Origin of the sequence: Bradyrhizobium sp. B120 (assembly GCF_049075665.1) — a bacterium.
GTDB lineage: Bacteria > Pseudomonadota > Alphaproteobacteria > Rhizobiales > Xanthobacteraceae > Bradyrhizobium.
This window is the reverse complement of the sequence record NZ_CP185242.1, coordinates 465605-479315: the sequence shown is the minus strand read 5'-3', so window position 1 is coordinate 479315 and position 13711 is coordinate 465605. Positions and strand designations below refer to the sequence as shown.

Below are 13711 nucleotides of genomic sequence, written 5' to 3'. Positions count from 1 at the left end.
TCGCGCGTCTCACTTCGGTGACCGCAACCCCGGCGACATCACCCACGCGTCGATGTGCGAGGCGGTCTCGGCCTGACGGGCCATGCGGATCAGGCGGTCGCGTGCGACGCCGGGAGGCATGACGCGGGCTTCGCCGCGGAGGCGGATCGATTCGTCAGCAAGGCGTTGCTCCGGGGACCTGCGCGGGTTGGGAAGGCTGTTCTGCATCACGCTGCTCCATTCCATCCGAAGGCGGGAGCGCAACTGGCGTTCTCGGTCACCGGCCATGCCGGATATTCGCGCGGTGATGGACCGAGCCTACGCCTGCGGAACGTGGCTGGACGGTGCACTAGTGAACACAGCGAAGGAAATCGACTGAAGGGAGCTGCGTCTCCCGGGAAGTGCACGGCCCTGGCTTTGGGGGCAGGGGAATTGCAGGGCCGTGCAGGCCGGCAATCCAGCCCGCTGCATCAAGTCGATGCCGCAGCGCTTGTTCCACGGCTGCGACAACGGTGCGCCAGAAGGCGAATTTCACCAGCAAATTCAAGGCGACACCGCCTGTCCAGTCCTCGCGAAGAAAATATTCCTCTTCCCCGAGACCCCAACTCAACATTACGAGCAGCGCGTCCCGCCTCCTCTGAGAGGGGCGTATCGCGATCGTCACGGACGTTGGGCGCGGAATGCGGTGGCCGCGAGAAGCGCGGGCGACGAGCGCACCGCGTCGCGGACGGTGACAGCGTGTGGTCCTGACGCCCAGTGGCCCTCTTCCCGCTGTCTGACAGGTGAATCGATCCGACCGGTGCGCGTGCAGGCGCGGCGCGCTGGCGAGGTGGATTCTTCTTTGCGCAATAACGCGCGAAGTAAAATCATCCATCGCGTCGCGTGAGGAGAGATGGATTGCTTTCCGCCTTCGTTAAAGCTTCCGCCTTCGCCAAGGCTTCGGCGGACAAGACGGCGCGACAGGCCTCGCGATGAGGTCGGCTCCAAGTTTATGGCAAGTCCGCTGACAGCTGCTGCCAATGGCAGCGGTGTCATCGCTTCCATCACGCGCACATCACACGAATCTCTGCGAGATGCGTTGAAAGCGCGTGAAGAAAGGCTTAACGCGCGCGCCGCGCACGACGAAGAAAGCCTCTAAATCACGGCAAAAACGGCTTGTCGCAGCGGCATTAATCACAACCTCACGCGATCAATCACGAGCGCATGAGGCGCATGCAAAACGCCACGATCTCTTCCAACTCATGGTGTGCAAACAAGCCGTCCGACACGAATGCGATTCGACGCGGCGAACGCCACGCGGCTCGAGCACCGTGAGGGACATCACGGCCGGCACAACTGATTGTGAGGCATGTGCGCCGCACTCTTGGGAAGAAGCCTGGCCGTTCTTACATCACGTCCAAAGAACGACCCCAATAAAGGAATTGGTCAATGCAAGTTCGCGCAGCCGAGACGCGCGGAAGACTGGTGCCTGCGCTCGCAACCGCCGCCGTGGCGGTGCTGGCCACGGCAGTCCTCGTCATCCTCGAATTCAACCCGCCCCGCAATGTGCAGGCCGCGGCCGAGCCCGGCATGATCACCTCCGCCGCCGCCAGCCGCGCCGGCGCCACCGTGCTGCCGACCGATCCGGTCACCACCGGCAGTGTGCGCTACCGCTGAGGGGCGTCGCTATCTCATCATCGTCGTCCCGGCGAAAGCCGGGACCCATTACCCCGGCTGTCAGTTTGGTGCGATGCTGGGGAAACAGTCGGCGTAACGGCAAACGTTAGTGGTTATGGGTCCCGGCTTTCGCCGGGACGACGGTAATAGCCGGGACGACGGTAATAATCGCACCCCGGCCGCATTTTCGCATCCCTGCCCCGGCGTCTCGTCGCAAGCCCGCCTCCCTCGACCTGCGTAAGCTCTCCCTCGCGAACAATAAGAACGCCACAGGGAGGCTCACGATGATCTGGAAGGCCATCACGGCAGCACTCGCGCTTGCGCTCGCGACACAGGCGCACGCCGCCGAGAAGAAATACGGCGCGGGTACCAGCGACACCGAGATCAAGCTCGGACAGACCTCGCCATTCTCCGGCGCGGCGTCGGCCTACAGCGTGATCGCGAAGGTGCAGGCCGCCTACTTCAAGATGATCAACGACCAGGGCGGCGTGAACGGGCGCAAGATCAACCTGATCACGCTCGACGACGGCTACTCGCCGCCGAAGACGGTGGAGCAGACCCGCAAGCTGGTCGAGCAGGAGGAGGTCGCCGCGATCCTCAATCCGCTGGGCACGCCGACCGGCCTTGCCGTGCGCAAATATCTCAACGACAAGAAAGTGCCGCAGCTGTTCGTCGGCGCCGGCGCCACGCTGTGGGGCGACTATCAGCATTATCCGTGGTCGATCGGCTTCCAGCCGTCGTACCAGGCCGAGACCGCGGTCTACGCCAAATATGTGCTGACCAACAAGCCGGACGCTAGAATCGCGCTGTTCTACCAGAACGACGACGCCGGCAAGGATTACGGCAACGGCTTCAAGAAGGGGCTGGGCGCAGAGAACACCGCCAGGATGGTGGTGGCGGAGACGACCTATGAATCGACCGACCCCACGGTCGACAGCCAGATCGTGAAGCTGAAATCGTCAGGCGCCAATGTGCTGTTCATGCACGCGATCCCCAAGCAGGCGGCGCAGGCGATCAAGAAGATCGGCGAGATCGGCTGGAAGCCGGACCTGTTCTTCCTCGCGGCGACCTCGACCTCGGTGTCCTCGGTGCTGAAGCCCGCCGGCTTCGAACATTCCAAGGACATCATCTCGTCGTACTCGCTGAAGGATCCGAATGATCCGCAGTGGAAGGCGGATCCGGACGTGATCGCCTGGCAGGACTTCATGAAGAAGTACTTCCCGGACGGCAATCTGCAGGACCAGCTGATCGTCTACGGCTATGTGGTGGCGGAGGCAACGGTGCAGGTGCTCAGGCAATGCGGCGACGACCTCACCCATGAGAACATCATGAAGCAGGCCGCCAATCTCGACATCGCGCTGCCGATGTTCCTGCCCGGCATCAAGGTGAAGACCTCGCCGACCGACTACTTCCCGGTCGAAGCGATGCGGCTGCAGAAGTTCAACGGCGAGACCTGGCAGCTGTTCGGCGACACGATCGGGAATGATTGAGGGGGTTGTCGAACGCAAACTATCCCCAGCGTCGTCCCGGCGAAGGCCGGGACCCATTACCCCGACTGGACGTTTGGGCGGACGCTGGGGCCGCAGCCCGGTGCAACAACTGGCTACGGTGGTTATGGGTCCCGGCCTTCGCCGGGACGACGAGGAGGTTAGACTCCCCGCTCCAGCAACACCCGAAAATCCGCCCGCGCCCGCTGCGCCTCGGCACGCGCGGCCTCAGAGGCATCGCCAAGACCAAAGTAGCCGTGAATCAGGCCCTCGCCGGAGTGATACGCGACCTGCACGCCGGCCGCCTGCAACGCCTTGGCATAAGCATGGCCCTCGTCGCGCAGCGGGTCGAACCAGGCGGTGGTGACGACAGCCGGTGCGACACCGGCGAGAGACTTCGCGCGCAACGGCGAGACGCGCCAGTCAGAACCCTGCGCGGGATCTGCGAGATAATGTCCCGCGAACCACTGCATCGTCGCACGCGTCAGGAAATAGCCCTCGGCATTCTCGGCGCGCGACGGAAACTTCGCGTTCTCGGTGGGATCGGCAAAATTGCCGACCACGTCGGTGACGGGATAGACCAGCAGCTGCCCGGCGAGCCTGATGCCGGCATCGCGGCAGGCCAGCGCCGTGGTGGCGGCGAGATTGCCGCCCGCGGAATCGCCGGCGACGCCGATGCGGGAGAGATCGCCGCCGAATTCGGCGATACGCGCGATCACATCGCGTATTGCGGCAAATGCATCCTCGAACGCGCCGGGAAACCGCGTCTCCGGCGGGCGGCGGTAATCGACCGAGATCACGATAGCGCCGGTCTCGATCACGAGGTTGCGGGCCTGGCGATCATGGGTCTCGAGATCGCCGGCAACCCAGCCGCCGCCATGGAAGAAGATCACGGTCGGCGCCGTGCCGCGGCCGTTGCGATAGAGCCGCGCGCCGAGCTTGCCCGCGGCGCCCGCGACTTCGATATCACGCGCCACGTCGACCGGCGGCGGCGACACCGCCTTGCGGGCATCGGCCAGCGCCCGCAGCGAATCGCGGCAGCTCTGCGGCGTCATGGTTGTGGGATCGCGCAGCGGCAGCTGTGGGATGATCGTCTCAATGACGGGATCGAGCGGAAGCGGCATGGGAGTCCTTCAGTGCTTGCAGTTCAGGTTCAGGTCAGGTGCTTGGAAAGCGTGCCGGCCTCGATCGCGGCGATCTGCAGCGCGATGAAGCGGCTGTAGATACGGGCCTGCGAGAACGCGCCGCCGGTGAACCAGAGGCCGGGCTGGCCCGTGCGCCTCCACATGTTGCGCAACTCCTGCGTCGCATCGTCAAAGCCCCAGACGCGGCCGACGCGCGCTGCGACATCCTCGCCGAACAGCCTGCCGACGAGATGGTCCGGGCCATTGTAGCCGGTGGCGAGCACGAACAGCTCGGCGTTCAGCGACGTGCCGTCCTTCAGCGCGAGGCCGGTGGCGGTGTAATCCGCGATGTCGGCGGCCTGGATCAGGTGGATATTGCCGTCGGCGATCAGCTCGGAGCAGCCGACATTGAAATAGTAGCCGCCGCCGCGGGAGCGGAATTTCAGCGGCCAGCCGGTGCCGTCCTCGCCGAATTCGAGCCGGAAGCCGGCGCGCTCCAGCCGCGACAGCAAGGGCGCATCGAGCCGCTTCACCTCGTCGGTGATGATCCGGTACGCGATCTTCATGACCGGCAGCGGCACGCCGGAATTGAGGATGTCGCGCACCTCGATCGGCGGGCCCTCGCCGAGATAGGTCTTGTCGTAGAGCTGCGCGGGCTCGACATTGACTACCATGGTCGGGCTGCGTTGAACCATCGTGACATCGGCGCCCGCAGCGTGCAGCTCCTGGCAGATGTCATGCGCGCTGGTGCCGGTGCCGAACACGACGACCGACCGCCCGGCCCATTCGCGTCCTGCCGCGAACGCGCTGGAATGCAGCACCTTGCCGCCGAACTGCTCAATGCCGGGGATGACGGGAATGTTCGGCGTGCCGCTGACACTGGTCGCGAGCACGATGTGTTTCGGATGCAGCGTGCGCGAACCATCGGTCCGTTGCAGCGTCACGGTCCAACGTTGCGTCGCGTCGTCGTAGCGCGCGCCTTCGAATGAGGTCTCGGTCCAGAAATCGAGTTCCATGATGTCGACATAGCTTTCCAGCCAGTTCGCGATCTTGTCCTTCGGGATGTAGTCCGGAAAGCTCAGTGGGAACGGCAAGTAGCGAAACAGATTGACCGGCGTCTTGTTGTGCAGCTTGAGGCCGCGATAGCGCAGCCGCCAATTGTCGCCGATGCGCTGCTGGCGATCGACGATCAGGGCATCGAGCCCGATCCGCTTGCACTCGACGGCGGCCGCGATGCCGGCATGGCCGCCACCGACGATCAGGACATCGGGCTCGCGGTCGGCATAGGCGTGCGAGGCCTGCCGCTGCTCCAGCCAGTCGGGTGCGGCGAAATCGCGCGCGTGGGATTGCTCGGTGGCGCGCGCGGCGCGCGCGTCGCAGATGCGGTCGAAGTCAGGCATCGTGGAGAACGTCCACGCCGCGGAATTTCCGTCCGTGCCGCGCAACAGGCGGACCGCGCCGGTGCCGGGGCCGTTCGACGTGTCGAAGGTGAAGACCGCCTCGATCACCTCTTGTCCGGCCATCACGGCGCGCCGCGGTATCAAGGCACGGTCGTCGAGACGAAATCCCCGCGCGTTCACCGCGGCAGCACGCTGCAGCAACTCGGCAACGACACTCGACCGCCCGCTGAACGTCGCAAAATGCCAGGAGATGCCGAAGATGTTGCGCCAGTGGCTGTCGGGCGCGAACAGCGCGGAAAGAGCGTCAAGGGAGCGGCTGGCGAGCGCCGCATCCAGCGCGCCGATCCATCGCTCGGCTAACAGTTCAGGCGCGTCCTCTGTAGCCGGGTTCAGTTTGTCCAGCATGATCGTGCTTTCTCGGGAGCAGTTGCCGACTATCTGACAACATGCTCCCGAAAAGCACAACCATCATGCCAAGACTCATGCAACGTGTTGCTGCAGCGAGTCCGGCTCGGCCTCGTCGCCGGCGGGTTCGGCCTGTGCCGCAGGCGCGGCGGCGAGTTCCTTCGCAAGCGCAGTAGCACCGACATAGTCGGTCTTGCCGGTGCCGAGCAGCGGCACCTTGTCGACGACGCGGATGTCGGCGGGCACCGCGAGCTCGGAGGCGCCGACGCTCTTGGCCTGGCGCTGCATCGCGGCGCGATCGGCATTCCTCTCGGTGGTGAGCAGCACGATGCGTTCGCCCTTGCGCGCGTCGGGGATCGAGACCGCGACCGACATCGCCTGCGGCCACAGCGCGGATGCCATCGTCTCCACCGCCGACAGCGAGACCATCTCGCCCGCGATCTTGGCGAAGCGCTTGGCGCGGCCCTTGATCGCGATGAAGCCCTGCGCGTCGACCGTGACGATGTCGCCGGTGTCGTGCCAGCCTTCAGGCAGCGGCTCGAGCACGCCGGGATTCTCGGCGCGGAGGTAGCCGAGCATCACGTTCGGGCCCTTCACCGACAGCCGCCCGCCTTCTTCGATGCCGGGGACCGGATCGAGACGATACTGCATCAGCGGCGAAATACGGCCGACGGTGCCCTGGCGGTTCGCCATCGGCGTGTTCATTGCCAGCACCGGCGCGGTCTCGGTGACGCCATAGCCCTCGAGGATGCGGATGCCGTAGCGTTCCATGTAGATCTGCCGCGTGCGCTCCTTCACCGCTTCGGCGCCAGCAATGACGAGCCGCAGTGTGCGGAAATCATAGGCATGCGCCGAGCGGGCGTAACCGGTGAGGAAGGTGTCGGTGCCGAACAGGATGGTGGCGCCGGTCTGGTAGATCAGCTCGGGCACGATCCGGTAGTGCAGCGGCGACGGATACATGAAGATCGGGATGCCGCCGAGCAGCGGCATCATCATGCCGCCGGTCAAGCCGAACGAGTGGAACACCGGCAGGACGTTGAACACCTTGTCGTTGGCATTGGCATCGACCCGCGCGAGCGCCTGCGCCGCGTTGGCGAGGATGTTGCGGTGGGACAGCACGACGCCCTTCGGGGTGCCTTCCGAACCCGAGGTGAACAGGATGACCGCGGGATCGTTGGCCTCGCGGGCGACGCGCGGCGCGATGCCGGCGCGGAAGCCTGTGATCTTGTCGGCGAGCCCGATGTCGGCCCTGACGTCCTCGAGATAGACGACGCGCGCCTGGCCGGCCATCGCCGTGATCAGCTTGTCGAGCTTGCCCTTCTCGATGAAGGCCTGCGAGGTCAGCACGGTCTTCACCTGCGCCGCCTTCATCGCGGCCAGCACATTGACTGGACCTGCCGAGAAGTTGAGCATCGCCGGCACGCGGCCGATGGTCTGCAGCGCCATGAACACGACGGCGACGCCCGCCGAGTTCGGCAACAACACGCCGACATTCTCGCCGACGGCAGTGCCCTGCTCGAGCTTGCGGCTCAACACCTGCGCGCCGAGGATCAGCTTGCGATAGGTCAGCTTGGTGCCGAGCGCGTCCTCAATGATCGGCTTGCCGGTGTCGCGGTCGCGATAGGCATGGCCGAGACCCTCGAACAGCGTCTGGTCGAGCATCGCGTTCTGGACCATGGCGTTGATCATGACATCCTGCAGCGCGGCGCCGGCGGCGTTGCGGCGCGCCTTGCCCTTCAACGACTGGTCGATCGGCAGCTTGACCGGCGGCAGGATCGAGATCGTCACCTTGGGGAACCAGGAGCGCTTGATCTCGCCATTCTTGAGATAGCTGAGATGCGAACGCTGCGCGCCCTCGATGCGGACCGGAACGACGACCGCATCGGCCTTGTCGGCGATCATCGCGGTGCCGTCATAGACCTTCATCAGCGAACCGGAGACCGTGATGCGCCCTTCCGGGAAGATCACGACCGGCTCGCCGGCGGCGACCAGCTTGATCAGGTCGCGCGCGGCCAGCGGCTTGGACGGGTCCATCGTGTAGTGCTTGATCATCTTCAGGAACGGCTTGGCCCACCACGCCTTGGCGATGCCGGTGTCGACGGCGAAGCTCGCGTCGATCGGCAGCATGGCGTGCAGCAGCGGGCCGTCGACCAGGCTGACATGGTTGGGCGCGATCAGCATCCGCGTGCCGGCCGGGGGCAGATTCTCCATGCCGCGCACCTCGAGCCGGAACAGCGCCCGGAACAGCAGCGCGCCGAAATCGCGCACGCCTTCCTTGCCCCACTTGTTCAGCACGAACCAGACGGTGCCGAAGCTCGCGATCGCAAGGCCGAAGAAGATCCAGGCGATCGGCAGGCCGGCAGCTTGCAGCGCGCCGACGAACACCGCGCCGGCAACCATGAAGCCTGCCTGCAGGATATTGCCGGCAGCGATGATGCGGGCGCGCTCGGACGGCGCGGTCCAGGCCTGCACGGCGGCAAACGACGGCACCACGAACAGGCCGCCGCCGAAGGCGAACAGGAAGAAATCGGCCAGCATGCGGAAGCCGCCGAACGAGGCCGCGAACGCCGCCGCGGTGACGTCCTTGCCGAGCGAGGTGGTGGCGATCGCCCAGGCGAGGTCGAGGCCGATCACGCCCATCACGATGGCGCCGATCGGCACCAGTGCGAGATTCGGGCGGACATGGCTCAGCTGGGCAGCGAACAGCGAGCCGGCGGCGATACCGATCGCGAACACGGCGAGGCACAGCGTGACGACGCCCTCGGTGCCGCCGACGCCCTCCTTGATCAGCGCGGGCAGCAGCGACAGCACGATCGCGCCGACCATCCAGAACCAGGACACGATCACCATGCCGTCCCACAGCCGCTGTTCGGCGTAGAGCGACTTCAACAGGCGCACGGTCGAGGTCCAGGGATTCTTGGTGATCGGCAGATCGGGCGCGGACGGCTGCGTCACCGGAATGCGCGAGGCAAATCCCCAGGACAGCACCGACAGACCCACGACGGCTGCGCAGATCCAGCCCATGTGGCTGGCACCGGCGACGAACATGCCGCCCGCGATGGTGCCGATCAGGATCGCCATGAAGGTCGCGCCTTCGACCAGCGCGTTGCCGGTCGCGAGCTCGGAAACCGACAGCTGATCGGGCAGCACGGCATATTTCACCGGGCCAAACAGCGCGGCGACGATGCCGAACAGCGCCAGTGCGATGAACAGCAGCGGGACCGAATGGGTGAAGAAGCCGGCCGCGGCAAAGGCCGCGGCGAAGATCTCGAAGAACTTCAGCCGGCGCGCCACGACGGACTTGATGTAGCGGTCGGCGAGCTCGCCGCCGAGTGCCGACAGCACGAAGAACGGCAAGATGAACACCGCACCCGCGAGCTGGACCAGCGCCGGCCCCTGCTCGTTGGCGATGCCATACAGCAGCATGATGACCAGCGCGTTCTTCAGCACGTTGTCGTTCAACGCCGAGCAGAACTGCGACCAGAACAGCGGCGCGAAGCGGCGGGACGTCATCAATTCCTTGATCATGACCGGTTCCTTGGGTTAGCGCGCACGGCGCTGGCAGGTCTGCGAATTCGGGTGGCAGAGAATGGAGAGCGTGGTGAAAATGACGAAGATCCCGCAGCCTTTAGTCTTTTCCGCAACGTATCGGTTCGAACCATCGCGGATCGGCCGCGCCGGGCGCCGCGACAATGCCCGGCAGAAATGTACGAGACCTTATCCAGGGTTGTAATCGATCGACTTCGAAACGGGCTCGCGAGGGACATGGTGAGCACTTTGTTGAGGTTTCGGCGACAATTGCGGGTGGCGCGTCAGGTCAGATCGCTCAGGCCGCGGAACGGCGACCAGCGGCAGTTGCGTGACTTGCGCCGGCCACCATGCTGGGCCGCCGGGCGCGGCGCGCGCCGATCGGCGCGCCGCTGCTCCAGCACGCTTGCGACGTCGCAGGCGCGGGCGATCCGCTCGATCGGGGCGGTCACCAGTGCGAAGATCGCGCGGCCAAAGCCCGTCACGAGCTCGATCGCGTCATCGACAAAGGTGGTGGTCAATTGAAGTGCTAGGGTCTGCATGTGAGTGGCCTCCTATGCCAACTTGAGCAACGCTCAAATTAGTAGCTTGAAAATGAACATTGTTCAAGAAGAATCGCGACGCGACCGAAAAAAACTTCAGCGGCGAGGTCTGCTGATCGAGATCGCACGCCGGTATATTGCCACTAAAGGCTTGAGATCATTGAAAGTTCGTGATGCCGCCGAGGCCGCAGGCTGCTCCATCGGCAGCGTCTATAATGAGTTCGGCGACTTCGACGGCCTGATCCTGACCGTGAACCGGGAGACCGTTCAGGCCCTGACCGCACGGCTCAAGGCGGTCCCGGCCGACGATCCCCTGCGCCAGCTGCACGGGCTTGCGGACGCCTATCTCAGCTTCGCCACCGAGCACGCCAATCTGCTGCGCTCGCTGTTCGAGCACCGGATGGAGGACGACCGGCCGTTTCCGGAAGATATCCTGGCGATGGTGATGGATGCCTTCGCGCTGATGCATGCACCGCTGGTGCGGCTGTTGCCCGATCGCGATCCCGACGACGTCGCGCTGCTGTCGCGGATGATGTTCTCCGCGGTGCACGGCATCATCTCGCTGGGCCTCGAGGAGCGCATGGTCGCGGTGCCGCCGGAGCAGTTGCGCGAGCGCCTCGCGCAGTTCGTCGACACGCATCTCGCAGGGCTCGGCGTTTCGCGCAGCGATCAGGTTTGATTGCGTGCGACGCGGCCTGGGTGGGCGAGCGTCCAGAGCGGTTCAAGAAACACCACCCCGGTGCCTCCCTCGCGGAAGATCAGCTTGAACTCGATCCGTCCGTCCGCGGTGATGGAGGCGGAGTGCAGACCCGCGTTGCCGTCATATCGCAAGACGTCGTCGAGGACAGACCCGGTGAAGCCGCCAGAAAAGCCGGGTCCAGGCGTGCGGCTGTGCGGCATGGCCGGTCCGTTCACGAGATAGCCGGTGGCAGCACCGTCGCGATCGACATTGGTGACGATCATCATGAATTGGCGATGCGAGTTGATCCATCCTTCGTGGCTCACCCACACGCCGAGAAAACGGCGGACATTGTCCGGCACGTCGTTTGCCGGCGCGCGAATGCGAAAGGCTGGAAGCGGCAACTGCTTCTCCGCGGCCAGCGCGGCGATCCGCTCGACATCCTGATCCGGCACGATGCCGTGATCCTGCGGCGCAAGCCAGTTCGCCAATTCGGCCAGAGGGTGCCACATCCCGTTGGCAATCGGCGGCGCAGATGCAAGAGCCGCGAAGGCGATCACCGACAGGCCGGCGAGCAGCAACCAGCGGGGAAGCCGGGCCAAGCGGGCTGCAACGACACGGCGAGCAGACGTGCTGCGCGGGACACTCTTCGGTCCATGATCGTGCGATGGCGGAATCGGTGCGGCATCGAGCCGGTAGCCTCGGCGAGACAGCGTCTTGATGATGCGGTGGTCGTCATCGTGCAGCTTCATTCGCAGCTCGCGGATGCATTGGACGAGCGAATCGTCCGAGACCGCGACATTGCCCCAGACCGCCGCGTGCAGATCCTGCTTGGACAGCAACCGCCCGGCATTGCCAGCGAGATGGCGGAGGACGGCGAACGACTTCGGCCTGAGCTCAAGCTCGACACCATCCACGAGCGCGACACCGCGGGCGAGATCGAGCACAAAGGAATCAAATATCAAAACGGATTCAGTCGTCGGGTCCATAGAGGTCACTCCATGCCCACAGACGGCGTCAATTGGAGAAATTTAGCAGGAAATTCGCCGTTCTGTCACTTCTTGATCAGGACTTCCCTGCGGCGAAGCCGATAGTCGCGAGCCGGCCCTGCATCATTTCCGGGCCCGCGGGAGGTTGACCATGTCGAGGAGGCCGTTTGCCGTGTTGGTCGGGGCCGTTCTGGCGCTTTCGGCGGTGCAATCGGGACAGGCCCGGGCGCAGGACGTCGTAAGGGTCGGGCTGGTGATGCCATTGACCGGCGTTCTGGGGCCGGTCGGCAAGCAGGCGGTCGCCGGGGCACGGCTCTACATGGCGCAGCACGGCGATATGGTCGCCGGTCGCAAGATCGAATTGATCGTCCGGGACGACGCCAGCGTGCCCGACAATGCCAAGCGCATCGCTCAGGAGCTGATCGTCAACGACAAGGTCGCGATCCTCGGCGGCGGAGTGACGCCGAGCGTGCTGGCGCTCGCGCCGCTGGTCAATGAGAGCAAGACGGCGACCGTCGTCATGGTGTCGGGCACATCGATCGTGACCGAACGATCGCCCTACTTCGTCCGCACCAGCTGGACGCACGCGCAGCAGGCCAGCGTGCTGGCGGATTGGGCGGCGCGGAACGGATCGAAACGGGCCACCGTCATCGCGTCCGACTGGGCACCCGGGCATGAAGCCGCCGGCGTATTTTCGGCGAGCTTCACCGCGGCGGGCGGATCGATCGTCGAGGCGCTGAAAGTGCCTCTGGCCAATCCCGACTTCGCGCCGTTCCTGCAGCGCGCGCGGGACGGCAATCCGGATACCCTGTTCATTTTCGTGCCGGCAAGCCAGGCCGCCATCCTGGCCAAGCAATTTGTCGAGCGTGGGCTGGACAAGAGCGGGATCAAGCTGATCGGCCCCGGTGACATCGCCGACGACGAGGACCTGCCGGGGATGAGCGATGCCATGATCGGCATGATCACGGCCGGATTCTACTCCGCCGCTCATCCATCCGACCTGAACCGCGCCTATGTCGCAGCGTTCCGTAAGGCCAATGCCAACGTCCGCCCGAACTTCATCAGCGTCAGCGGCTATGATGGTATGCATCTGATCTACGAGGCGCTGAAGGCGACCGGCGGCAAGACCAATGGCGACGCACTGATCGAAGCCATGAAGGGCATGGCTTGGGAAAGCCCGCGCGGCCCGATGTCGATCGATCCGAAGACGCGCGACGTGGTCCACGACATCTACATTCGCAAGGTCGAGAGGGTCGGCGGCGAGCTCTACAGCGTCGAGCACGAGACCTTCAAGGAGATCAAGGACCCCGCCAAGATCGCGAACAAGTAAGCCAGGCGGCAAAGCCGGTCGGGCCTGGCGCCGCTCCGACGCGTCAGACGCGCGTGCGGGCGATCGTGCCGGCGACGATCTGCATTGCGACGCCGAGCACCCAGCCCGCCATGATCGCCGCGGTCCAGGCAATATCCGGCTCGCTGCGCAGCACAACGACACCGACCGAGAAGAACGCGACCATGGTCGCGAGGAAGGTGCCGATCGCGCTCAGCAGCTCCGCCGCGTCGATCTTGCGCGTCGAACTGCCGTCCTTCGGATGGAACAGTTTTGGCGGCGTATCGATGCCCACATAGAAGCCGATCGCGCCACCCAGCATCATGATCAACAGGAACGCCTGCGAGGTCAGCGCCGACACGCTCGAGCCGACATGGATGGCGACGAACAGACCGCTTGCAGCCCCCGCCAGGGCAAGGCCGAAGCGTTCCAGGACATGGGCAAATTTTCTGACGCGGCTGCGCATTGCTGTGCCTCATCAATGAATTGCGCCATCGGTCAAGCTAGGCCTTTTCGTTACGCCGCGAAAGTCGTCTCGCCTCAAATGGCCGCGACCACGTGACGCTTTTGTGCGTCAGTTCACATCTGTCGTGGC

The 13711-nt window shown here is 64.9% G+C and carries 12 protein-coding genes; 5 read left to right on the top strand and 7 right to left on the bottom strand.

What is annotated here, in order from left to right:
- Nucleotides 1–9 precede the first annotated feature (9 nt).
- Complete coding sequence (locus ACOIX3_RS02230) at nt 10–207, bottom strand: hypothetical protein (RefSeq protein WP_420968202.1); 198 nt, start codon at nt 205–207, stop codon at nt 10–12.
- A gap of 214 nt (nt 208–421) precedes the next feature.
- On the opposite strand from ACOIX3_RS02230, the gene ACOIX3_RS02225 reads away from it, so the two are divergent.
- The 3 genes from ACOIX3_RS02225 to ACOIX3_RS02215 all read left to right on the top strand — a co-directional run bounded on the left by ACOIX3_RS02225 (nt 422) and on the right by ACOIX3_RS02215 (nt 3125).
- Nucleotides 422–865 (top strand): hypothetical protein, encoded by a 444-nt coding sequence (locus ACOIX3_RS02225; RefSeq protein WP_420968201.1) that lies wholly within the window; start codon nt 422–424, stop codon nt 863–865.
- 542 nt (nt 866–1407) lie between these two features.
- Nucleotides 1408–1635, top strand: a complete 228-nt coding sequence (locus tag ACOIX3_RS02220; RefSeq protein WP_420968200.1) for a hypothetical protein — start codon at nt 1408–1410, stop codon at nt 1633–1635.
- 284 nt (nt 1636–1919) lie between these two features.
- Complete coding sequence (locus ACOIX3_RS02215) at nt 1920–3125, top strand: ABC transporter substrate-binding protein (RefSeq protein WP_420968199.1); 1206 nt, start codon at nt 1920–1922, stop codon at nt 3123–3125.
- 158 nt (nt 3126–3283) lie between these two features.
- On the opposite strand, the gene ACOIX3_RS02210 is transcribed toward ACOIX3_RS02215, so the two are convergent.
- The 4 genes from ACOIX3_RS02210 to ACOIX3_RS02195 form a co-directional block, all read right to left on the bottom strand.
- Nucleotides 3284–4246, bottom strand: coding sequence for an alpha/beta hydrolase (locus ACOIX3_RS02210; protein WP_420968198.1), 963 nt, complete (start codon nt 4244–4246; stop codon nt 3284–3286).
- Between the two features lie 29 nt (nt 4247–4275).
- On the bottom strand, nt 4276–6051 hold the full coding sequence (locus tag ACOIX3_RS02205; protein WP_420968197.1) for a flavin-containing monooxygenase: 1776 nt from the start codon (nt 6049–6051) through the stop codon (nt 4276–4278).
- Nucleotides 6052–6126: 75 nt separating this feature from the next.
- A complete protein-coding gene (locus tag ACOIX3_RS02200) occupies nt 6127–9579 on the bottom strand; it encodes an acyl-[ACP]--phospholipid O-acyltransferase (RefSeq protein ID WP_420968196.1) in 3453 nt (1150 codons plus the stop codon).
- Nucleotides 9580–9863: 284 nt separating this feature from the next.
- On the bottom strand, nt 9864–10121 hold the full coding sequence (locus ACOIX3_RS02195) for a hypothetical protein (protein WP_420968195.1): 258 nt from the start codon (nt 10119–10121) through the stop codon (nt 9864–9866).
- Nucleotides 10122–10173: 52 nt separating this feature from the next.
- On the opposite strand from ACOIX3_RS02195, the gene ACOIX3_RS02190 reads away from it, so the two are divergent.
- A complete protein-coding gene (locus ACOIX3_RS02190) occupies nt 10174–10800 on the top strand; it encodes a TetR/AcrR family transcriptional regulator (RefSeq protein ID WP_420971951.1) in 627 nt (208 codons plus the stop codon).
- On the opposite strand, the gene ACOIX3_RS02185 is transcribed toward ACOIX3_RS02190, so the two are convergent.
- Complete coding sequence (locus ACOIX3_RS02185) at nt 10791–11789, bottom strand: winged helix-turn-helix domain-containing protein (RefSeq protein ID WP_420968194.1); 999 nt, start codon at nt 11787–11789, stop codon at nt 10791–10793. The genes ACOIX3_RS02190 and ACOIX3_RS02185 overlap by 10 nt on opposite strands.
- Before the next feature lie 151 nt (nt 11790–11940).
- Here ACOIX3_RS02185 and ACOIX3_RS02180 point away from each other — a divergent pair, with 151 nt between their 5' ends.
- Entirely contained in the window at nt 11941–13119 is a 1179-nt protein-coding gene (locus tag ACOIX3_RS02180; RefSeq protein WP_420968193.1) for an ABC transporter substrate-binding protein, read from the top strand.
- 43 nt (nt 13120–13162) lie between these two features.
- Here ACOIX3_RS02180 and ACOIX3_RS02175 read toward each other — a convergent pair whose 3' ends face one another.
- Nucleotides 13163–13582 (bottom strand): hypothetical protein, encoded by a 420-nt coding sequence (locus ACOIX3_RS02175; protein WP_342725124.1) that lies wholly within the window; start codon nt 13580–13582, stop codon nt 13163–13165.
- Between the last annotated feature and the right edge of the window lie 129 nt (nt 13583–13711).